We start from the raw sequence: 22,944 nt of genomic DNA on the forward strand, positions 1-22,944 counted from the left end.
CCCTCCTTTAAGACATAAAAATTTTAAAGGTATACCTTATTAACCCAATGATATATGCACCAACAACCCCAAATACAATCACACTTCCTGCCAGTTTAAACATATTTGTAGCAATCCCTAGAACAACCCCTTCGCTCTTATGTTCTAAGGCAGCGCTCGCCATAGAATTTGCAAATCCTGTTACCGGTACCGCTGATCCTGCTCCAGCAAATTGACCGATTTTATCATATACACCACACCCTGTTAAAATCGCGGATAATAAAACAAGGGTTGCAACAGTTGGGTTTCCTGCCTCTTGTTCACTGAAGTGAAAATAATGTATATAAAATTTCATCAATACTTCTCCAACTGTGCAAATGAGTCCACCTACAAGAAATGCTTTGATACAATTTAGTAAATAGTTTGGCTTTGGATGATACTCCTTCACTTTATTTATGTAACCATCCTTCAATTTCTGACTTGTCATTTATATACTGCCTCCTACTTTACGAAATAAATCCAGTGAAACAACGATCCTATTACTTTTCCAAGTACAAGAGCAACGAGTAAAACAATAATCTTCCCCTCTACCCCTACTCGTTTCGCTAAAATAGGCAGAACATTTAACACCTCTGTTAATGCCGCAGCAAGCATTCCGATGAATGTGCCACAAAATATCCCTAATATAACGAGCCAATACTGCGACGTTTGAAATGTAATGTTTTTCAAACTGCACCAAGCCCCTGTTAAAGTACCTGCAATGACTGCCCACTCAAAATATTGAATATGCTTTCCACTTCTCGTTAATTGGGCTAAACGGGGGATTATACCAAGTACAGCTAAAAATGCGACATATCCGCTACCTACCGCAATCCCTCCAGCTAAACCAATTAAAATAACAAATCCAGACTCAATCATCGGCAAGTTGTTTCATATTATCCTTGTTTTCATTAACGATTACATACTGATCAAGTGACTGTTGGTATTGAAACATCTCAACTTCTAACGGACTCGGCTCTTCATTAATTCGCTTTTGAAATACATGATTAAAAAATAAAACCATCCCTAAGCCAAGACCTAAAGAATAAGGGATTTGAAATAAAAGTGGTTGCGCATTAAATTCTCCAGTAATCATGTAATATAACCGTTGATGTACTTGTTGCATACTTACATCTTCATGGAAATAAATAATCGCAAGGGCCGCTCCAATGAACAGTAACAGCCATACAAGCCCGAAAAAAATTGAGTGTGTCTTCTTTTTTTCGTATATAATTTCAACAAGAGTTTGTCCAGAACCGAGTAAATTAATTTGTACATGAGATGCTTTCTGTTGAATAATCTCAATTACTTTCATAACATCAATTACAACATGCGTCTTATCATGCGCTGTTATTTTGTAAACTATCTCATTTTGTAACAACTCAACTACGGAAGAATCTCCGGCAAGTTGAGCAACATCGCCCAGCTTTACTTCATAAGTAGGAGAAACTTTTAAACGATTGCGCATTTTAATATAAATCGTTTGTTCCAACTTTCATTCACCCCTTCACTCTTCCTCGTAGTTATAGTATGGTTATTGAATTTTTTTCTAATACAATTTTTTCATAAAAAAACATCTGCACCATTTCGGTACAGATGTTTTTTACTTATGCCTTTTTCTTAAATAAGTTTACAATACTTAATGCAAGCCCTCCCCAAATGACTACTATTCCAATAACCATCATCATAATCGCTGATCCACTCATTATGAAACACCTCGATCTTTCCATTCTTTTTCAAGCTTGGCAGAATCCGAATGAATTTGTGCATCCCATTTTTTCAGGCCAATGATTATTGCAACTATGAGGAATGCTGCTGCTATCGACCAACCATACGTTACAACAAACTCAGTCGGATAATCTCCGTAGTTCTTTTTAATATTTTGGATTGTACCATCAATTAGCATATACCCTAACATAAGCGGAGTAATAACGAGTAAACTCACTCTCCAAAACGTTCCTAATTTAATATCAGATACAAAGTTTGCATGATTTTGATAAACTGGTAAACGGCGTAAAATGAGCCCTATCGTAACTACTTCCGCAAGTGCAATTGTAATTAATCCGAAATTATTAGCGAAATAGTCGACAACATCTAAGAACATAAGTCCACCACGTGTTGCAAAAACAAGAGAAACTAACACGAGAAGGGTTCCCATAATTCCAATAGTTTTTTCCCGACTTAAACTGAATTTTTCAGATACAGCGGCAAAGCATACTTCCGCGAGTGAAATAAGTGATGTAATTCCAGCAACCGTTAACGATAAGAAAAATAAAACACCAAACAACGGTGACATCGGCAATTCATTAATAATTTGGGGAAATACTACGAACGCAAGCCCAACGCCAGCACTTGCTACTTTATCAACCGGTACTCCCATATTATTTGCCATAAATCCAAGAGCTGCAAAGACCCCAATACCTGCTAATAATTCAAATCCTGAGTTTGCAAATCCAGTAATAAAGGCATTATTTGTTGTATCCGAGTTTTTCGGTAAATAACTAGAATACGTAATCATAATTCCAAATGCTAAAGATAAACTAAAGAATATTTGACCGTAAGCAGCAAGCCATACTTTCCCATCAAAAATACGACTCCAATCTGGTTTAAAGAATGCATCTAGTCCTTGCATAGCACCTTCCATCGTCACTGCACGAACAACGATAATAAGGAACATAACAACTAATAAAGGAATAAATATACGGTTAACAACTTCGATTCTTTTTTTAACTCCTTTAAATGCAACGCCAAGCACAATAATCCAAACGAGAGCTAACGGAATTAATACTTCTGGTACAAGTCCTCCAAATTGTCCTGGCTTATCTGCAACATGTAAGTACTCTTTAAATAAAAATGATTGCGTGTCTTTTCCCCATGCTCCAGTAATTGCAAAGTATGTATACGATATAGACCAAGCAATAATCACTGCATAATATGTTGAAACAATAAATGTTACGCACATTTGCCACCATCCAATAAATTCTGCACGCGGGCTAATACGGAAAAATGTAAGTGGTGCTGAGCCACGATGACGATGACCAAGGGCAAACTCAAACGCTAACAATGAAATACCAGTCGTTAATAATGCAAATAAATACGGTAAAAAGAATGCTCCTCCTCCATTTTCATACGCTGTATAAGGAAAACGCCATATGTTTCCTAATCCAACGGCAGATCCGACCGCTGCGAAAATAAATCCAGCTCTCGTTCCCCATTGTTGCCTCGTTTCCATGTTTCCTTCCCCCTTTATGACAAGTTCATACTTGGATTATATTTTAAATTGACTAAATTATCAATAAATTCTGTTAATTTTTGCGAAAATTAACATCTCTCTCCTATTAACGGCATAAAAAAATCGAATAGACAATTATTCGTCTATTCGATCTTTCATCTGTTTTAATATTTTCTTTTCAAGTCTTGAAACTTGTACTTGCGAAATGCCTATGCGCTCGGCTACTTCTGACTGTGTTTGATCTTTATAGTAACGCAAGTATACAATTAAGCGCTCTCGTTCATCTAGTTCTCTAATCGCTTCTTTTAAAGCAATTTTATCGAACCATTTCGTTTCAGATTGATCTGCAATTTGATCTAAAATAGTGATTGGATCTCCATCGTTTTCATATACAGTTTCATGTATAGATGAAGGGGCCCGGCTCGCTTCTTGTGCTAGAACAACTTCCTCTGGCGTTAGTTCTAGTGCCTCTGCCACTTCATTAATCGTTGGAGCCCTTCCGAATTCTTTCGAAAGCTCATCTCTCATCTTTCGAATTTTGTTTCCTGTTTCTTTTAAAGACCTACTAACTTTCACTGATCCATCATCGCGTAAGAAACGTTGTATTTCACCAATAATCATTGGAACTGCATATGTTGAAAATTTCACGTCGAAAGATAAATCAAATTTATCTACCGATTTCAAGAGCCCAATACATCCAATTTGAAATAGGTCGTCTGGTTCGTATCCTCGATTAAGAAACCGCTGTACAACCGACCAAACGAGGCGCATATTACTTTGAACGATTGTATCTCTCGCTTGTTGATCTCCATCTTGACTTTTTTGAATTAACGCTTTTAGCTCGTGGTCCTTTAACTGAGGTTTCTTCTTCTCATTTTTGACCTCTATGTCCATAGGCTATTCTCCTTAATTGCATAGAGCGTTACTATTTGATAAGTATTTTGTCAAATGGATTGTTGTCCCGAAAGATTCGTTTGAAATAACTTCTACTTCATCCATAAAATTTTCCATGATAGTAAATCCCATTCCGGAACGCTCTAATTCAGGTTTAGTTGTAAAAAGGGGTTGTCTCGCTTCATCTAAGTTAAAGATTCCAATCCCTTCATCTCGAATCGTGAGTTTCACCATTGCTTCTTCCAAAATTACAGAAATATAAACAATACCTTCTGCATTTCCTTCGTATCCATGAATAATTGCATTTGTAACCGCTTCTGACACAACTGTTTTAATCTCCGTTAATTCTTCCATCGTTGGATCTAGTTGTGCAATGAAAGCCGCCACTGTAACGCGAGCGAATGATTCATTTTGACTTAATGCTGAAAATTGAAGGTTCATTTCATTTCTCATCTATGCCACCCCCAACGTCGCGAGCGCGTGCGCTTCACTTTCTTCTAAGCGAACGATTTTGAATAAGCCCGACATTTCAAATAAACGCTTAACAGGCGGTGAAATTGCACAAACAACCATTTCTCCACCTAATCCCTTTACGTGTTTATATCGGCCTAATATAACACCTAGACCAGAACTATCCATAAACGATAAGTTCTCTAGGCTCAAAACAATATGATGAACACCATGTGTCTCAATCATATCTGTTACTTTCGTTCGCAACTCTTCAGCCGTATGATGATCTAATTCACCCTCTAGTCTCACACATAGGACGTCACGTTTTACTTCTAATTGCATGGAAAGACTCACACGATTTCCTCCTTATGCTCAAACTTTACTTATTCACATACATAAAGATTTTCGTGATACAAAATAAGAATCCTTCCTGCTGACAAAAGAAGAACTATTTCGTCATAAAGTGAAACCTTTCAGCATTATTCACTTACATACGAATAGAAAAGCGGCAAAATATTTGCCGCTATTTTGATGTTGAAAACATCCCAAAACTTCTTTTAAATAACTCCCACCAGCTCGCTGCAGCAACATCTTCTTTTGCTACAATTGTTTGTTTTAATAAAACATCTTTATCTTTTTTAATAACAAGTGTACCAAGCGCGTCACCTTTTTTAATCGGTGCTTTTACTTTCTTTTCAGCAATTACTTCTTGTTTTACCTTGTCCATATTCTCGCCCTTCTTCATAAGAAGAGAAACATTATCTGACGCAACTAAATCTACTTTTTCTTTTTTCCCTTTTCCTACTTGAACTGTCTTAATTTTTTCGCCGCGCGTATACAATTTCTTTGTCATATATTGTCCAAATGCATAGTCAAGAAGCTTCGTCACTTGGTTGTTCCGTTCTTTTGATGTTGGTGCTCCCATGACAACTGAAATGACACGCATGCCATTTTTTTCAGCCGATGCTGTTAAACAATATTTCGCTTCTGTCGTAAAACCTGTTTTTACTCCATCTACGCCAGGATAAAAACGTACTAGTTTATTCGTATTAACGAGCCAAAACTTTTTATCCGTATCTTCACGTAAATAATCTTCGTACTTACCTGTGTATTTACGAATAAGTGGATACTTCATCAATTCTCTCGCCATTATAGCCATATCATTTGCTGTCGAATAATGGTCTTTGGCCGGAAGACCTGTTGGATTTTGAAAATGTGTATTTTTCAGCCCTAAATCTTTCGCCTTTTTGTTCATCATATTTACAAATCCTTCTTCTGAACCTGCGATGTGCTCGGCTACTGCAACAGATGCGTCATTTCCAGATGCAATTGCAATACCCTTTAACATCTCATTTACAGTCATCTCTTCCCCAGGTTCTAAAAAGATTTGCGATCCACCCATTGAAGCTGCATGTTCACTCGCTCTAACTTTATCGGTCAGTTTTAGTTTTCCTTTTTCAACTTGTTCCATAATTAAAAGCATTGTCATAATCTTTGTCATACTAGCAGGTGGTAATTTTTCATTTGGGTTTTTATCAAATAAAACTTTACCTGTATCTTGCTCAATTACGATTGCTGACGACGCTTGTTCCGCTAACTTCGGCGTTGTTTCTTCTGTTTTCTCCTGCTTCGTTTTTTCAGATTGCGCAAAACTCACTGAAGTTCCAGAAAGCAATAACATGAAACAAACAAGTATTCCAAAAACTCGCTTCATGACTAACCCTCCATTCTATATCAGACCTATTTTTTCCAATTCTCCTTTTTTTAATACCAATTTTTTCTATTATTTTCAGTTGACAAATACATTCGTCCCCTATATTCTATTAAGTGTATTACATATAGTAGTACACTTAATACATATGAGGAAGGAGACATTGCTCTTGCATATTCAACTTGACCCAAGAAGCAACACTCCGATATGGGAACAAATTGTTCAAAATATAAAAGAACTCGTATTGAAAAGCATGTTGGCTCCCAGTGATAAACTTCCTTCTGTACGCGAACTCGCTTCTTTACTCGTTATAAATCCAAATACAGTGAGTAAAGCGTATCAAGAGTTAGAGCGACAAGGAATTATTGAAACGTTACGAGGAAAAGGAACATTTGTATCCCAATCGATTACCCCAACATTAGACGAAAGGAAAATCGCTATGGTTGAAAAGCAATTTCATCAATTACTATTAGAAGCCTCTTATCTTGGTGTTACGAAAGATAAAATTCATGATTGGATAGATTCATACTATAAAGAGATTGGAGGAAATACGGATGCTGAAAGTGACAAGCTTGAAGAAAACAATTGATACTCAAACAATTTTAGACGATGTTTCTTTCACATTACAAAAAGGTAGTATCATCGGGTTACTTGGAAGAAACGGCGCGGGAAAAACAACTTTATTACGAACGATGGTCGGCATTTTAGACCCAGACGAGGGAACTGTTACATATGAGGATATCGACATTCATAAGAATCCTGAAACGAAACAAAAAATCGTATATGTTCCGGATTCTACTAACATACTGAACGGTTATACAGTAAAAGAAATCGTGAAGTTTTATAAAGCAGTTTATACAGCTTTTGATGAACCATATTTCTATGAACTACTAGAACATTTCAACTTACCAAATAAACGAATTCGTAGTTATTCAAAAGGAATGAAAGCACTGCTTGCCATCATTTTAGCTGTTGCTGCAAAAGCAGAATATATTATTTTAGATGAACCAACAAACGGACTTGATCCTATCGTTAAAAGACAGATTTTACAGTTTCTCGTTGGAGAAGTTGCAGAAAAAGAAATTACCATTTTCATCTCTACCCATCATTTAGATGAAGTGGAACAAATTGCAGATACAATCATTATGTTAAAAGGACATACTGTAGCATCTATTACGTCACTAGACGATGCAAAATCACAATTTGCAAAAATACAAGTAGCTTACGAGCGTTCATTACCTCAAAAACTAGAAAACTTAAGCAATATTAAAATATTAAATCAAACAGGAAAAGTATATACAATCTTAATTGAAGGAAATGTGGCTACAACACTCGAGAAGTTTTATAAAGAACAACCACTGCTCATTGAAGAATTAACAATGTCACTTGAAGATGTCTTCGTTACGACACTGGAGGAGGATGGATATGTTTCATAAAGCGTTATGGATGTGGAATTGGAAGCGTGGGAAATATGCTGCGTTACTTTTTCTCTTCAGTTCACTTTATTTTTTATCTTTCGAATACTATCAAGCAGCAGAAACTCAACAGTCTCTCTTTCTCCATCCAGAAAAAATAGGTGAAGAAAAGTTCTACTATCATTATTCTTTTTATTCTTCTAATAGCTTTTGGTTAAGTATTATTACAATTATCCTATCCTGTATATTAATTGGCTGGGAGCGAAGTAATCAAAATGGAGATTCACTTATGACATTTCCATTTAAAAGACGTGATATGTTCTTATCGAAGTGGGTTTTCGGTGGATTTTTCATTGTACTATCATTTCTAATCAATTGGGGTCTTATGTATTTTATTTATAAATCTACGATTCACTTTGAATATCAATCTTTCGAACCGTTTCATCGATATTTCTTGTATGCAATTTTCACATATATCGCTATCTATACTGTCTCTTTATGTATAGGTACATTTACTGGCAGTATTATTTCACAAAGCATCTTCAGCATTACTTTTTGCATAATGGGAATGGGAATCTTTTCACTCTTACTCCTTTTCTTTACAGCTCATGCTGAGGCAATACAAGGGAATAAAAGTTATACGAATTTCGAAAACATTTATAAATTCAATAAAAAGACCAACATTTCAAGCGCTATATTAGACTTTTCAATTAGTTATAATTACCACCCTACTGTCCAATCAGATGAAGATCATGGAAAAGTAATACAAAGGGGACCCACTTTTCATAGTTACTACTCTGCAAAAGTAATACTTGTTCCTATCTTCTATACTATTTCCAGCTTACTAATTGGTATGTTTCTTTATGCACGATCACCTAATGAACATAATAAGAAAATTTTCCTTTTCCCAAAATACAACTCACTCTGGATGTGGGGTACTACCTTGTATTTTGCATTAATAGGTGGGCAAATGTTAAAACGTTTTGATTTATTATTTAGTTACTATGTTGGGTTCTTTTTATTTGGAATCGTCACTTATTTTATATTATCACGTCTTACAAACTATAAAGTTTTTTAAAGGAGAGATCCTATGTTTCAAAAAGCATTATGGGTGCATACCTACAAACAAAGTAAATATATTATTTGGCTATTTTGGTTAGTAAGTTTTTATGTACTATCATATAAATACTATTTAGCAGCTGCCGAGCAATTAAAATATTTTCATGAACATAATGAATGGAAATATATATACCGATATAATTATCAACTTTCACTTCCCGATGCTATTATGGTTCAAGGAGGACTCCTTATTATATTAGCCTGCATTCTTATTGGATGGGAACGTCAAAATCAATCAAGTGACATTTTATGGTCTATGCCATTTAAACGAACACATCTCTTCATAACGAAATGGCTTTTTGGTGTGTGTAATATTGTAGCTATCGTTATACTAAATTGGGGACTTTTTGCTATTATGAAAAAGACAACCTTTCATAATAAGTATCAAATATTTTCACCATTTCATACTTACTTCTTGTACATGGTTATCATCTTAGTTGCTATATATACACTTGCATTATGCATAGGAACAATTGCTGGTAATATGATTTCACAAGGATTCTTCAGTGTTGCTATACTTGGATTCCCTTTTATTTTGCCGACTCTAATTGCCGGAGCTATTTCTATTCATACGGTTGGACTTACTTCCAATCATACCGTCTATACGGAGGAAAATGTAGATCGTTACGGTTCAGGAATAGAAAAAGTGAGTATTTTAGCGCCAGTTCGCGGATTCAATATTAATTTTAATTACGATCCTCAACGTGCTTATACTGATCAACAAGGCGTACGTCATGATGAACCTAATTTTACATATATTCCTTCAGCAACAAAACTTACCGGTCCAATCGCAAATATGCTTATTCTATTCCCTTTAGGAATGTACTTATATACAAGATTACCTAATGAACAAAATGGAAACTTTCTATTATATCCGAAGCTTAAAACACTATGTATGATATGTTGTGTAATCTTTATTGGAATGTTTGGAGGAATGGCAGCGGGCGGAAGTCATTCTATCGTAAATTATTATATTGGTTTTATAGGGACCAGTACGATAGTCTACCTACTATTATCTCGCTTATTAAAATTAAAATTTTCTTGGCGTGTAAAATAACCTCCTCTTTAAGAGGAGGTTATTTTCAGGCTGTGGAGAAAGTCTTCTCCACAGCCTGTTTTTGTGTCTGAACCTCTTTTTATGTGTCAACACTGATAAAAAAGAGGAAAAGGAGAGATTTTTTATGATGGGTGCTTTAAAAAATCATCGTGATGAGCGTGTATCTGTTTCTGTAGAAGAGTTGGTTCCACAAGATCATTTCCTTCGTGCAATTGAAGCGACAATTAGTTTTGATTTTATTGAAGAGAAGTTACGCCCTTATTACTGTGAAAACAATGGACGCCCGTCCATTCATCCTATTGTTTTATTTAAGATGATGTTTATTGGATATTTTTACGGTATTCGTTCTGAGCGTCAATTGGAAAAGGAAATTAAAACGAATATTGCCTACCGTTGGTTTTTAGGGTTTTCTCTATCGGATACTATTCCGGATCACTCTACAATCAGTTGGAATCGTCGTACTCGTTTTATTCATACAAATATTTTCGAAGAAATTTTTGATGAGATTGTGAGACAAGCGACGGAGCACCGGATGGTAGGAGGACGTGCACTGATGACAGATTCTACACATATTAAGGCCAATGCCAATAAAAATAAATTTGTACATAAATATAAAAAAGAAAAAGCAAAGTTTTATATAGACGAGCTAGAAGCTGCGGTAATCGAAGATCGTGAGGTACATGGAAAAAAGAATTAAAACCTAGAAAGGAAAGTGATACCCCTACCAAAAAAACTCGTATAAGTACAACGGATCCAGATAGTGGATTTTTAATGAGAGATGGAAAACCAAATGGTTTTCATTTCTTGGATCATCGTACGACTGATGCGAAGTACAATATTATTACAGATACCTATGTAACGGCTGGAAATATGGCAGATTCCGAGCCGTATTTAGCACGCCTCCAAGCTCAGATTGATAAATTCGACTTCAAAGTAGAAGCTGTTGCCCTTGATGCTGGCTATTTTACAGGATATATCTGTAAGAAACTATCAGAACGGAATATATTTATGGTGATGGGGTATCGCCGATTTGGAAAACGGAATAAAGAAGTACCGAAAAGCCAATTTAAATATGTAGAAGAAATGAATGTTTTCGCTTGTCCGATGGGATGTATTCTAGAATATGTAACAACTGATCGTGAAGGATACCGTCAATACAAATCGAATCCAGAAGACTGCGCTGTTTGTCCGTTACGTGAGGTGTGCTTTTCAAAGAAACAAAAACAAAAAGTTATCACTCATCATGTGTGGGAGAAATATAAGGATATTGCTAGAAAAAACAAGCTAACAGCTACAGGGAAAAGGTTGTATAAAGTACGCTGTTCCACTATAGAGCGAAGCTTTGCAGACGCCAAAGAACTACATGGCTACCGCTATGCCCGGTTTCGAGGGCTGAAGTCTGTCCAAATGCAAGCTTATCTCACCGCAGCTTGTCAAAACATGAAAAAAATAGCCCTCCACCTGACCAAAAAGGGTCAGGTGGAGGGCTATTTTTTAAAATTCTATTATTTTATGTTGTTTTTATTCGCTAAAATCAAAAAAGATTCCAGAGTGTTGGGAACCCTAAAGGGTTTCCCAACACTCTGAAAATAACCTCCTCTTTAAGAGGAGGTTATTTTAAATTCTCTCTCCTATCCCCATACACCATCTCTTCTTTCATTCCAAATCCATCACCATTTTGCACAATTTGCTCTGTCGGGGCAACTACACTTTCGGCAATTTTCCATTCCCCACGCTCTTTTACGAATACTTGTAGAAAATAGTTCATGCCATCTAATTGATATGCATTTTCTTTTTTCACATTATAGTGAATCGCAATGTAGTACACTTGAATGTTTTCTTTCCCTATTTTTGATACGTATTGCGATAGTCTCGGTATATAAAGTGCTGCTTTCAGAAAAGATAGTTGCTTCGCTTTAACAAGCGATGAACTTGTTACATTACGTAATGTGTCCCGATTACGAATATTATCGCTATGGTGGAATAATACTGCGTTTTGCATAGAACGAACCCATAATTTCGAATATAAGACTGTATTATCATTTTCAATGTACTTCACTTCTTTTCGCACTACTTGGATAGGCGTATCTGCGTACGTGAATGTTTGAAAACAGAAAAAACCACCAAATAAAATGGTAAGTGCAGCAATATATTTCATAATCTTTCCTCCGATCTTTTAATTAAAGTATCGGAGTTTCAAAATATTTTTATTCAAAAGAAAAAGGATAGGAATGCTTTCGCTTCCTATCCTCATTTATTATAATACGCGGCCAAATAGTTCTAAGACCATTTCTATTTCTTGGTCGCTCCAACCTTTAAATCTCTCTTTATAATATTCTTTACGCACAGCTTCAAGTTTTTCAGTTACTTCTCTTCCGTGCTCTGTAATTTCTAAGTACACGATTCGACGATCTGAATTAGAACGTTTTCTTTCTACTAATCCTTTTCGTACGAGACGATCTGTAACAGCTGTAATATGACTGGAGGTTACGTTTACTTCACTCGCAATTTGCGAAGCCATCTGTGGACTGTTTAAAAATAACGCACGTAATACAGAAAATTCATTATATGGCATATGTTCTGCAAAACGTGTATTAATATCATTTTGTAATAAACGTATCATTTTTCGAAATGATGCAGATAAATCTAAAATCAGCGTTTCTCTTTTTTCGTTCAATAGCCTCGTCCCTTTTTTATCATATTTACACATATTATAATCTATAAATACCTATGTTGTATATGCTTTCTTTCCTCAACATTCTCATTTATGTAACTTTTTTCATATAAATTTCTTTTTTGTTCACACATATACATATAAAAAGGATGGTGATGGAAAATGCAGGGTGGAATGAATCCTTATTTACACAACGTACGCACTGCTAATACTGGTAAAGAAGCTACTATTACTGTACAAGGAGAAGGTGTTGTAAAAGCAAAACCGAATGTTGTTATATTAACACTCGGCATTCGAACAGATGATAAAAATGTAAAACAGGCTCAAGAAGAAAATGCAGTGCAATCCAAACAATTGCTGGATGCACTTAAACAGCTTGGTATTGCCGATAAAGATATAGAGACGATTTCTTATACAATTACTCCTCAATACGAATATGTAAATGATAAAGCCTTGCTGCAAGGATACCGCGTGGAGCATTTGTATGAAATTACCGTTTTAAATGTACAAAAAGCTGGGGAAGTATATGATATAGCCGTTTCAAATGGTGCAAATGTAGCAAAAGGTTTACGTTTCCGAGTATCTCATCCAAATAAATATTATGAGCAAGCTCTCATTCAAGCTCTGCACCAAGCAGTAGAAAAAGCTCGTGCTATTGCGAGTACATATAATTTAAATATTAATCCTGTTCCCCTCTCATTCGTTGAAGAATCTGCCCAATTACCAAGGGAGGTTACGTCTTATGCTACTTTACATGCGCAAGCAGCCCCGCCTATTCAATCGGGAGAGTTAGAAATTATTTCAACAATACGGGCAATTTTTACGTATTTATAAATAATTTCATTTATAAGTAAACGTTATCATTTTCCTTGTTGTAAAAACATGATGTTCTGATATAATAAAGGACGGTGAGCTCTTACGAAAGAGATATCACGGGTGGGAGAGGGATATGAAAAAGAAGGTTTAACATGAAAGGAATACTTGAAAGAACATTTAAATTAGGTTTACACGAAACATCACCAAAACAAGAAGTTTTAGCTGGAGTTACGTCATTTTTCACGATCGTATATATTATGATTGTAAATGCATCAATTTTATCCGATGCTGGCATTCCTCTTGAAGCTGGAATTTTAGCAACTGTTTTCAGTTCATTTGTCGGATGTCTACTCATGGCATTTTGGGCAAATGCACCTGCTATTCTTGTCCCTGGTATGGGTGTAAATGCATTCTTCACGTACACAGCTGTGCATACGCTTGGACTAACTTGGCAAGAAGCATTGGCTGCTGTCTTTATCTCTGGTATTATTTTTGCAATTGCCGCTTTTACACCAATCGCTCGCGTGCTATCAGTATCAATTCCAAAGTCATTAAAGGAAGCAATTACTGTCGGCATCGGATTATTTTTAGCGTTTATCGGATTGCAAAAAGGTGGCTTAGTCGTTTCGAACCCAAATACTGCTGTTGCAATGGGTAAATTAAGTAACCCTGTCGTTCTTGCGACCGTGCTTACTCTTATCATTGCACTTGTACTATTTATTCGTAACGTACGTGGAAACTTTTTATGGACGATTGCAATAGGAACTGGTATTGCATGGCTATTTGGCCTTGTTGATACAAGTCAAATCGGAAATAGTTCATTCTCATTCGCTAATTACGGGGATGTGTTTGGAGCTATGTCATTTGGCAAACTTTCTTCCTTACCGTTTTGGATTGCAACATTCTCCTTAAGCATGGTGCTTATTTTTGAGAACATGGGACTTCTGCACGGTTTATTAGAAGATGACCGTAAATTCCCACGTGCTTACCAAGCCAATGCAATTTCAGCAATGACATGTGGTCTATTTGGCACAAGCCCTACCGTATCAACAGTAGAGAGTGCCGCAGGTATTACTGCAGGCGGAAAGACAGGTCTGACGTCTATCGTTACGGGGTTGTTATTCTTTGCATCATTGTTTGCACTTCCGTTTGTCAAACTAATTCCTGATAGTGCCATTGCACCAATCTTAATTATTATTGGCAGCCTGATGATTACAAGCATTCAGCAAATTCCTCTGAACGATTTTTCAGAAGGATTTCCAGCGTTCTTAATTATCGTCATGATCCCGCTCACATATAGTATCGCTGATGGCATTGCGTTCGGATTTATTGCTTACCCTATCTTAAAAGTTGCTCTTGGAAAGCGTAAAGAAGTCGCACCATCTATGTATATCATTACATGCTTATTCTTAGCTATGTTTGTATTACATGCTATTGGTTGAAAAAAAACACCGAGGAAATCCTCGGTGTTTTTTTACTTAAACCATCCTTTTTTATAAAACCAGGCCATCATTCCGCCGCCAATTAATGCCATTAGAAGAAGACAAATAAAATAACTATATTGTCCACCAAGCTCTGGCATATGCGTAAAGTTCATTCCATATACTCCCGCAATAAATGTTAATGGCATGAAAATAGTCGAGAATACAGTTAATGTTTTCATAATGTTATTCATATGATGTGAGTTTAATGAAAAATAACTATCCCGAATATCCGCCGTTAACTCTCGACTTGCCTCAATCATTTCCGTAAGTTTAAGTAAATGATCATGTATATCTTTAAAATAAATCTCATGATCACTTATACCGTAAAAACGAGTGGAATTCAAAATACGATACAATAAATCACGCATTGGAATAATTGTACGTCTTAACTTAGATAAATCTGCCCTAATATCAAATACTTCTTCTAGTACGGCTCCTGCTGTCTCACCTGTTAAATTATCATCAATCGCATTTAAATGATCTTCAATGTAATATACAGGTGCGAAATAATCATCTACAATTTGATCAGTGATCGTATGTGCTACATGTAAAGGTCCTTTCTTAATCCGCCTCTTCTCACCAAGTGTTTTCCATACTCTTTCAATTGCATTATTATGAGAAAAATGGAAAGAAACAATATAGCGATCACTAACAAACAAATCAATTTCATGTGGTTCTAGCCCATCTTCTCCAAACGCGTGAAGAACTAAAAAGTTATATCCATCATAAAAATCAACTTTTGGCCTCTGTACGTATTCTAGACAGTCTTCAATTGCAAGGGGATGGAACTTAAAATGGTCTTGCAGAATATATGTATACTCTTCTTTCGTTGGCTTATATAAATCTAGCCAATACCATACAATATGGTCTTTCTTTGTTTCTTCTAAAGAAACATCATATAATACTTCATCTGTTTTTGTTACTGCACAAATTCTAATCATAATTTCACCCATTATTATTATAAACAAAAAATAGTAAAAAAAGCCAAGGAGAAATCTCCTCAGCTTTTTTTATTACTTCGTTACGATACCGTGTACTAAAGTTGGTGCATCTACGTGTTCTTTAGAGATCTTCATGTTCTCATAAATTTTCGCTTTTACATCTTCAACATTTTCGCGGTTTGCGTAAATTGTAACGAGAGATTCACCTTGCTTCACGCTATCGCCTACTTTTTTGCGCAGCATTAGACCAACTGCTAAATCAATTTCAGACTCTTTCGTTGCACGTCCTGCTCCTAAAAGCATTGCTGCTGTTCCGATTTCGTCTGCAACGATTTCTGATACATATCCGTCTTCTTTCGCTTCCACTTCAATTTTAAATTGTGCTTGTGGCAATTTAGAAGGGTCATCAACAACAGATGCGTCACCGCCTTGCGCTGATAAGAACGTTTTAAATGATTCTAGCGCTTTTCCGTTGTTCATTACTTCAATTAGCTTTTCACGTGCATCTTCTAAAGATGAAGCTTGTCCAGCAAGGTACACCATTTGACTTCCAAGTGTTAAACATAGCTCTTCTAAATCTTTCGGCCCTTTACCTTGTAATGTATCAATTGCTTCTTGAACTTCTAATGCGTTACCGATAGCTTCACCGAGTGGTTGACTCATATCAGAAATAACTGCCATCGTATTACGACCAACGTTATTACCGATACGTACCATTGCTTCTGCTAAACGTTTTGCATCTTCATCCGTTTTCATAAATGCACCTGCTCCAGTTTTTACATCAAGAACAATTGCATCTGCACCAGCAGCAATTTTTTTACTCATAATCGAACTTGCAATAAGCGGAATTGAGTTTACTGTTGCTGTTACATCACGAAGTGCATATAGCTTTTTATCAGCAGGTGTTAAGTTACCACTTTGGCCGATAACAGCGATTTTGTTTTCATTTACAAGACGCATGAATTCATCGTTTTCAATTTCCACATGGAATCCTGGAACTGCTTCTAATTTATCAATTGTACCACCAGTATGTCCTAAACCGCGTCCAGACATTTTCGCTACTGGTACATCTAAAGCAGCTACTAATGGACCTAATACAAGTGTCGTTGTATCACCAACACCACCTGTTGAATGCTTATCTACTTTTACACCTTCAATAGCCGATAAGTCGATTGTATCACCGCTATTTACCATTGCCATCGTTAAATCAGCACGCTCTTGATCGTTCATATCTTGGAAGAAAATTGCCATTGCAAGTGAACTTACTTGATAATCAGGAATATCACCATTCGTATATCCTTCAACAATAAAGTTAATTTCTTCTGTCGTTAATGCATGTCCGTCACGTTTTTTTGCAATTAGGTCCACCATTCTCATCGTGAAGTCACCCCTTCATTTGTTTTACGATTGCTTTTACTAATGCTAAGAAGTTAGCTTTAACACGTTCTGTCGTTTCAATTACTTCATCGTGGTGAAGTGGTTGATCTAAAATACCAGCTGCCATATTTGAAATACAAGAAATACCTAATACTTTCATACCAGCGTGACGCGCTACAATTACTTCAGGTACTGTTGACATACCAACTGCATCTCCGCCAAGTGTACGAAGCATACGAATTTCAGCAGGTGTTTCATATACAGGACCTGTCATTCCTACGTATACACCTTCTTGTACTTTAATATTTAAGTCTGCTGCAACTTGTTTCGCCATTTCGCGAAGTTCTACTGTATATGATGTAGACATATCAGGGAAACGTACGCCCATTTCAGAATCATTCGGTCCGATTAATGGATTCGTACCCATGAAGTTAATGTGGTCTGAAATTAACATAAGATCGCCTGGCTCAAATGATGTATTTACACCACCAGCTGCGTTTGTTACAACTACTGTTTCTACACCTAGTTCTTTCATAACACGAACTGGGAATGTTACTTTTTGCATGTCGTATCCTTCATAGAAGTGGAAACGTCCTTGCATTGCTACTACTGTTACACCTTGAAGTGTACCAAATACTAGTTGACCTGCATGGCCTTCTACAGTTGATACTGGGAATTCAGGGATTTCACTGTAAGGTACTGTTACTGCATTCTCAATTTCGTCTGCTAATACACCTAGTCCTGATCCAAGGATTAGTCCTACTTGTGGTGTCTCTTGAAATTTCTCTTTTAAGTATGAAGCTGATTTTGTAATAAGTTCACGATTCATTTGTTTATCCCCCTATTTCTTTAGCTCGTTTAAGAAGCTTGTTCCGTATTCTGGCATTTTCACACCGAAGTTTTCTGCTACTGTTGCACCAATATCAGCAAATGTTTGACGAAGTGGTAACTCTTGTCCGCCTTCTTTCATGCTTGGGCTATATGCTAATAATGGTACATATTCACGTGTATGGTCAGTACCAGGGTGAATTGGATCATTACCGTGGTCTGCTGTAATTAATAATAGATCATCTTCTTTTAGTTTTGCGAATACTTCTGGAAGACGTGCATCATATTCTTGCAGAGCTTCTCCGTATCCTTGTGGATCACGGCGGTGGCCGAATAATGCATCAAAGTCAACTAAGTTTAAGAAGCTAAGACCTGTAAAGTCCATATTTAATGTATCTACAAGCTTATCCATTCCATCCATGTTAGACTTCGTACGAAGTGATTCAGTTACCCCTTCACCATCATAAATATCAGAGATTTTACCAATAGCAATTACATCGTAGTCACTATCTTTTAATTCGTTCATTACTGTACGGCCGAATGGTTTTAATGCATAGTCATGACGATTTGGTGTACGTGTAAAGTTTCCAGGTTCACCAACGAATGGACGAGCAATAACACGACCTACCATGTATTTCTCATCTAATGTTAATTCACGTGCAATTTTACAGATTTTATATAACTCATCAAGTGGCACTACTTCTTCGTGTGCTGCAATTTGCAATACGCTATCAGCAGAAGTATAAACGATTAAAGAGCCTGTTTCCATTTGCTCTTGACCAAGTTCATCAAGAATCTCAGTTCCAGAAGCTGGCTTATTACCGATAATTTTACGGCCTGTTTTTTCTTCTAATTCATCAAGTAATTCTTTCGGAAATCCTTCTGGGAACACTTGGAATGGTGTATCAATGTAAAGGCCCATGATTTCCCAGTGACCTGTCATTGTATCTTTACCAGTAGATTTCTCTTGCATTTTTGTGTAATATCCAAGTGGTTTCTCTACTTTAGAGATACCTTTCATTTCTCGAATGTTACCAAGACCTAATTTCACCATGTTAGGCATTTGTAACCCATTCATATGTTCAGCAATGTGACCAATTGTGTCAGATCCTAGATCACCAAATTGCTCAGCATCTGGTGCTTCACCGATTCCCACAGAGTCCATTACGACTAGGAATATACGTTTATATTTATTCATAACTGCGACCTCCTATAAGTTCAGTTCTACTTCTTGTAGTATGTTCAAAACGCTATAAAGTGAAACTGTTATCCAAAAGAATTCTCATTGTCAAACAGTACTTCTTTAAATCATTTTCTAACCTATTTCGTTTACTTGAAACGATTCAAAAACATTTCTAGTTTTTTCTAAGTCAGATGTCAGACATCTGATACTGATATCATAACATGTTTACGCTTTCTTTTTAATACATTTTCGTAGAATTTCTCATTTTCTTCACACTTCTATTGTAATCCATTCTGCAACGAAGTGCTAATTTTTTTATGATTTATTTCTTCATATTAAAAATAAAAAGTAGCTCTAAAGAGCTACTTTTTATCAGAGTGTTGGGAAACCCTTTAGGGTTCCCAACACTCTGGAATCTTTTTTGATTTTAGCGAATAAAAACAACATAAAATAATAGAATTTTAAAAAATAGCCCTCCACCTGACCCTTTTTGGTCAGGTGGAGGGCTATTTTTTTCATGTTTTGACAAGCTGCGGTGAGATAAGCTTGCATTTGGACAGACTTCAGCCCTCGAAACCGGGCATAGCGGTAGCCATGTAGTTCTTTGGCGTCTGCAAAGCTTCGCTCTATAGTGGAACAGCGTACTTTATACAACCTTTTCCCTGTAGCTGTTAGCTTGTTTTTTCTAGCAATATCCTTATATTTCTCCCACACATGATGAGTGATAACTTTTTGTTTTTGTTTCTTTGAAAAGCACACCTCACGTAACGGACAAACAGCGCAGTCTTCTGGATTCGATTTGTATTGACGGTATCCTTCACGATCAGTTGTTACATATTCTAGAATACATCCCATCGGACAAGCGAAAACATTCATTTCTTCTACATATTTAAATTGGCTTTTCGGTACTTCTTTATTCCGTTTTCCAAATCGGCGATACCCCATCACCATAAATATATTCCGTTCTGATAGTTTCTTACAGATATATCCTGTAAAATAGCCAGCATCAAGGGCAACAGCTTCTACTTTGAAGTCGAATTTATCAATCTGAGCTTGGAGGCGTGCTAAATACGGCTCGGAATCTGCCATATTTCCAGCCGTTACATAGGTATCTGTAATAATATTGTACTTCGCATCAGTCGTACGATGATCCAAGAAATGAAAACCATTTGGTTTTCCATCTCTCATTAAAAATCCACTATCTGGATCCGTTGTACTTATACGAGTTTTTTTGGTAGGGGTATCACTTTCCTTTCTAGGTTTTAATTCTTTTTTCCATGTACCTCACGATCTTCGATTACCGCAGCTTCTAGCTCGTCTATATAAAACTTTGCTTTTTCTTTTTTATATTTATGTACAAATTTATTTTTATTGGCATTGGCCTTAATATGTGTAGAATCTGTCATCAGTGCACGTCCTCCTACCATCCGGTGCTCCGTCGCTTGTCTCACAATCTCATCAAAAATTTCTTCGAAAATATTTGTATGAATAAAACGAGTACGACGATTCCAACTGATTGTAGAGTGATCCGGAATAGTATCCGATAGAGAAAACCCTAAAAACCAACGGTAGGCAATATTCGTTTTAATTTCCTTTTCCAATTGACGCTCAGAACGAATACCGTAAAAATATCCAATAAACATCATCTTAAATAAAACAATAGGATGAATGGACGGGCGTCCATTGTTTTCACAGTAATAAGGGCGTAACTTCTCTTCAATAAAATCAAAACTAATTGTCGCTTCAATTGCACGAAGGAAATGATCTTGTGGAACCAACTCTTCTACAGAAACAGATACACGCTCATCACGATGATTTTTTAAAGCACCCATCATAAAAAATCTCTCCTTTTCCTCTTTTTTATCAGTGTTGACACATAAAAAGAGGTTCAGACACAAAAACAGGCTGTGGAGAAGACTTTCTCCACAGCCTGATAAAAAGTAGCTCTAAAGAGCTACTTTTTATTTTACTTCTATTGTTTCTTCTTTATGTTCATGCAATTCGCCTTTTCTTACATGTACTTTCACTTTGTAAGCACCGTTCTCTTTGAAAGTATGTTTCGTTTCATACTCTCCTTTATTCCCTTCTTTCGCTGGAATAAATTCGTGTTTTTCAACACCATCTTTCCAAATCTCTAGTTGTACTTCAGCACCAGTTAATGCTTCTTCTTTTTGCTTTAAATGAACTTTCATTGTAGATTCAGCATTTGCCTTTATGTCTCCAGCCATAAGATGGATTATTGTGTCACTTTTATGATCTCCATGTCCTGCACTGTGATCACTATTTTCTTTTTTCGCATCTTCTACTTTCGCATTTCCTACAGCAACTTTCACTTCTGGCATAACGTGCATTTCACGTGCATTTGTGTGAGCAATAATATGGTATACTCCATCCGTTTCGAATGTTTTCTCTACTGCATAAACACCTTTTCCTTTATGCTTACCATCTAACATCTCGTGCTTTTCGTCGCCATCTTTCCAAATTTCAAACTTTACATCATCGGCATCCGTTACTTTTTCTTTCCCTTGTGTAACAAGTGCTTGTACTTCTGTTTTTTCACCTGGTTTAATTTCTTTCGGATTTGTTTGGACTGCTACTTTTACAGCTTCAAGTTTCTGTTCTTTTTTCGGTTCTTCTTTGTTTGTATTACAGCCAGCCAACGCTAGCATCGCGATAAATAAAGTTATAATCAGTTTTTTCATCATCATTTCCTCCTTTATACTTTATTTAGTATAGAGGAAATACATTGTAATATTCTAGTCTTCTGCTGAAAACAATATACGAAATGTTTGTGAAGTTTCTGTGAAACGGTCTTCCCCTCTTAATCTATGAAAAAAAGAGCATAGTAACTATGCTCTCGGATGAAACTGTTTATATACATCTTTTAATCTAGTTTTTGAAACGTGCGTATAGATTTGCGTAGTTGAAATATCTGCATGTCCAAGCATTTCTTGTACAGCACGTAAATCTGCTCCATTTTCTAATAAGTGCGTAGCAAACGAGTGACGCAACGTATGAGGTGTAAGTTCTTTTTCAATATTTGCCTCTTTCGCTAATCGTTTTAATATTTTCCAAAATCCTTGTCTTGATAATCGATTACCATGATGGTTTAAAAAGAGTGCATCTACTACTTTTTTCCCCATTAATTCTCTTCTTCCTTTTTCAATATACTTTTGAATCGCTTCCGTTGCTAAACTTCCTAGTGGAATAATTCTTTCTTTATTCCCTTTCCCTATGCAACGAACAAATCCCATCGTTAAATGTACATCTTCTAAATTGAGTGCAATCAATTCTGAAACACGAAGTCCTGTCGCATACAGTAACTCTAGCATCGCCTTATCACGAATACCAAAAGCACTTGTCATTTTTGGTGTTTGAAGTAACGCCTCTACTTCATCAACTGATAATACCTTTGGTAATTTCCGTTCCCCTTGTGGCGTTTCAATATGTACGGATGGATCATGTTCTACCGCTCGTTCACGAAGTAAAAATTGGTGGAACGAACGAATTGATGCGATATGACGCGCCAATGTTTTCGAAGATTTTCCGTTCTCTTTTAAATACTGCAAAAAGTTAACAATGTGTAAACGGGTCACTTCATGAAAAGTTTTCGTCTGTTCCACATTTTGCAAATACTTTACGTAGCTTTTTAAATCCCGTTCATAAGATACTACTGTATTCTTTGCTAATCCTTTTTCGACAACCATATAATGAATAAAATCTTTTAATTGATCTTCCACTCTAC

Annotated in this window: 23 protein-coding genes and 2 pseudogenes; 7 read left to right on the forward strand and 18 right to left on the reverse strand. The window is 36.2% G+C overall.

The window, feature by feature from the left end; translation table 11 throughout:
* Positions 1 to 7: 7 nt before the first annotated feature.
* The 9 genes from spoVAC to dacF all read right to left on the reverse strand — a co-directional run bounded on the left by spoVAC (position 8) and on the right by dacF (position 6,308).
* Positions 8 to 466: a stage V sporulation protein AC gene (gene spoVAC, locus AC3WVZ_RS18950; RefSeq protein ID WP_233935256.1), complete on the reverse strand. Its 459-nt coding sequence runs from the start codon at positions 464 to 466 to the stop codon at positions 8 to 10.
* 14 nt (positions 467 to 480) lie between these two features.
* The gene (spoVAB, locus tag AC3WVZ_RS18955) at positions 481 to 897 is read right to left on the reverse strand and encodes a stage V sporulation protein SpoVAB (protein ID WP_000572936.1); all 417 of its coding nucleotides are present in this window, start codon (positions 895 to 897) and stop codon (positions 481 to 483) included.
* Entirely contained in the window at positions 890 to 1,510 is a 621-nt protein-coding gene (locus tag AC3WVZ_RS18960; protein WP_492310906.1) for a stage V sporulation protein AA, read from the reverse strand. The genes spoVAB and AC3WVZ_RS18960 overlap by 8 nt, the downstream gene beginning before the upstream one ends.
* A gap of 115 nt (positions 1,511 to 1,625) precedes the next feature.
* On the reverse strand, positions 1,626 to 1,724 hold the full coding sequence (locus AC3WVZ_RS18965) for a methionine/alanine import family NSS transporter small subunit (protein WP_000016828.1): 99 nt from the start codon (positions 1,722 to 1,724) through the stop codon (positions 1,626 to 1,628).
* Positions 1,724 to 3,250: a sodium-dependent transporter gene (locus AC3WVZ_RS18970; protein WP_233935257.1), complete on the reverse strand. Its 1,527-nt coding sequence runs from the start codon at positions 3,248 to 3,250 to the stop codon at positions 1,724 to 1,726. Before AC3WVZ_RS18970 ends, AC3WVZ_RS18965 begins: the two co-directional genes overlap by 1 nt.
* A gap of 135 nt (positions 3,251 to 3,385) precedes the next feature.
* Positions 3,386 to 4,144 (reverse strand): RNA polymerase sporulation sigma factor SigF, encoded by a 759-nt coding sequence (sigF, locus tag AC3WVZ_RS18975; protein ID WP_000350729.1) that lies wholly within the window; start codon positions 4,142 to 4,144, stop codon positions 3,386 to 3,388.
* A gap of 12 nt (positions 4,145 to 4,156) precedes the next feature.
* Positions 4,157 to 4,597, reverse strand: a complete 441-nt coding sequence (gene spoIIAB, locus AC3WVZ_RS18980) for an anti-sigma F factor (protein ID WP_001243398.1) — start codon at positions 4,595 to 4,597, stop codon at positions 4,157 to 4,159.
* Complete coding sequence (gene spoIIAA, locus AC3WVZ_RS18985) at positions 4,598 to 4,948, reverse strand: anti-sigma F factor antagonist (protein ID WP_000059135.1); 351 nt, start codon at positions 4,946 to 4,948, stop codon at positions 4,598 to 4,600. It lies immediately after the preceding gene.
* A gap of 169 nt (positions 4,949 to 5,117) precedes the next feature.
* Positions 5,118 to 6,308, reverse strand: coding sequence for a serine-type D-Ala-D-Ala carboxypeptidase DacF (dacF, locus tag AC3WVZ_RS18990; RefSeq protein ID WP_000831998.1), 1,191 nt, complete (start codon positions 6,306 to 6,308; stop codon positions 5,118 to 5,120).
* Positions 6,309 to 6,474: 166 nt separating this feature from the next.
* Between dacF and AC3WVZ_RS18995 the strand changes: the two genes are divergently transcribed.
* The 5 genes and pseudogenes from AC3WVZ_RS18995 to AC3WVZ_RS19015 all read left to right on the forward strand — a co-directional run.
* Complete coding sequence (locus AC3WVZ_RS18995; protein WP_000548045.1) at positions 6,475 to 6,894, forward strand: GntR family transcriptional regulator; 420 nt, start codon at positions 6,475 to 6,477, stop codon at positions 6,892 to 6,894.
* Positions 6,860 to 7,741, forward strand: a complete 882-nt coding sequence (locus tag AC3WVZ_RS19000) for an ABC transporter ATP-binding protein (RefSeq protein WP_000922164.1) — start codon at positions 6,860 to 6,862, stop codon at positions 7,739 to 7,741. The genes AC3WVZ_RS18995 and AC3WVZ_RS19000 overlap by 35 nt, the downstream gene beginning before the upstream one ends.
* A complete protein-coding gene (locus AC3WVZ_RS19005) occupies positions 7,731 to 8,798 on the forward strand; it encodes an ABC transporter permease (protein WP_233935259.1) in 1,068 nt (355 codons plus the stop codon). Before AC3WVZ_RS19000 ends, AC3WVZ_RS19005 begins: the two co-directional genes overlap by 11 nt.
* 12 nt (positions 8,799 to 8,810) lie before the next feature.
* Positions 8,811 to 9,896 (forward strand): ABC-2 transporter permease, encoded by a 1,086-nt coding sequence (locus tag AC3WVZ_RS19010; RefSeq protein WP_233935260.1) that lies wholly within the window; start codon positions 8,811 to 8,813, stop codon positions 9,894 to 9,896.
* Between the two features lie 124 nt (positions 9,897 to 10,020).
* Positions 10,021 to 11,390: pseudogene (locus tag AC3WVZ_RS19015) on the forward strand (IS1182-like element ISBth7 family transposase); the annotation flags it as partial.
* A 118-nt stretch (positions 11,391 to 11,508) separates the two neighbouring features.
* Here AC3WVZ_RS19015 and AC3WVZ_RS19020 read toward each other — a convergent pair.
* Both AC3WVZ_RS19020 and AC3WVZ_RS19025 read right to left on the reverse strand, forming a co-directional pair.
* Positions 11,509 to 12,054, reverse strand: coding sequence for a hypothetical protein (locus tag AC3WVZ_RS19020; RefSeq protein WP_074047448.1), 546 nt, complete (start codon positions 12,052 to 12,054; stop codon positions 11,509 to 11,511).
* Between the two features lie 99 nt (positions 12,055 to 12,153).
* Positions 12,154 to 12,573, reverse strand: coding sequence for a MarR family winged helix-turn-helix transcriptional regulator (locus tag AC3WVZ_RS19025; protein WP_001003307.1), 420 nt, complete (start codon positions 12,571 to 12,573; stop codon positions 12,154 to 12,156).
* A 159-nt stretch (positions 12,574 to 12,732) separates the two neighbouring features.
* Between AC3WVZ_RS19025 and AC3WVZ_RS19030 the strand changes: the two genes are divergently transcribed.
* Positions 12,733 to 13,404, forward strand: coding sequence for an SIMPL domain-containing protein (locus AC3WVZ_RS19030; protein ID WP_001161449.1), 672 nt, complete (start codon positions 12,733 to 12,735; stop codon positions 13,402 to 13,404).
* Positions 13,405 to 13,538: 134 nt separating this feature from the next.
* Positions 13,539 to 14,828, forward strand: coding sequence for an NCS2 family permease (locus AC3WVZ_RS19035; protein ID WP_233935262.1), 1,290 nt, complete (start codon positions 13,539 to 13,541; stop codon positions 14,826 to 14,828).
* Between the two features lie 32 nt (positions 14,829 to 14,860).
* On the opposite strand, the gene corA is transcribed toward AC3WVZ_RS19035, so the two are convergent.
* The 7 genes and pseudogenes from corA to xerD all read right to left on the reverse strand — a co-directional run bounded on the left by corA (position 14,861) and on the right by xerD (position 22,939).
* Entirely contained in the window at positions 14,861 to 15,823 is a 963-nt protein-coding gene (corA, locus tag AC3WVZ_RS19040) for a magnesium/cobalt transporter CorA (protein ID WP_002026281.1), read from the reverse strand.
* A gap of 60 nt (positions 15,824 to 15,883) precedes the next feature.
* Positions 15,884 to 17,188: a pyrimidine-nucleoside phosphorylase gene (locus AC3WVZ_RS19045; protein ID WP_001243069.1), complete on the reverse strand. Its 1,305-nt coding sequence runs from the start codon at positions 17,186 to 17,188 to the stop codon at positions 15,884 to 15,886.
* 7 nt (positions 17,189 to 17,195) lie between these two features.
* On the reverse strand, positions 17,196 to 18,017 hold the full coding sequence (locus AC3WVZ_RS19050) for a purine-nucleoside phosphorylase (RefSeq protein ID WP_001078446.1): 822 nt from the start codon (positions 18,015 to 18,017) through the stop codon (positions 17,196 to 17,198).
* Positions 18,018 to 18,029: 12 nt separating this feature from the next.
* The gene (gene deoB, locus AC3WVZ_RS19055) at positions 18,030 to 19,214 is read right to left on the reverse strand and encodes a phosphopentomutase (protein WP_001046079.1); all 1,185 of its coding nucleotides are present in this window, start codon (positions 19,212 to 19,214) and stop codon (positions 18,030 to 18,032) included.
* A 450-nt stretch (positions 19,215 to 19,664) separates the two neighbouring features.
* Positions 19,665 to 21,034: pseudogene (locus tag AC3WVZ_RS19060) on the reverse strand (IS1182-like element ISBth7 family transposase); the annotation flags it as partial.
* A 126-nt stretch (positions 21,035 to 21,160) separates the two neighbouring features.
* Complete coding sequence (locus AC3WVZ_RS19065) at positions 21,161 to 21,901, reverse strand: FixH family protein (RefSeq protein ID WP_233935263.1); 741 nt, start codon at positions 21,899 to 21,901, stop codon at positions 21,161 to 21,163.
* A 147-nt stretch (positions 21,902 to 22,048) separates the two neighbouring features.
* Entirely contained in the window at positions 22,049 to 22,939 is an 891-nt protein-coding gene (gene xerD / locus AC3WVZ_RS19070; RefSeq protein ID WP_000390088.1) for a site-specific tyrosine recombinase XerD, read from the reverse strand.
* Positions 22,940 to 22,944 lie beyond the last annotated feature (5 nt).

It is taken from the genome of Bacillus sp. CPT56D-587-MTF (assembly GCF_058792335.1).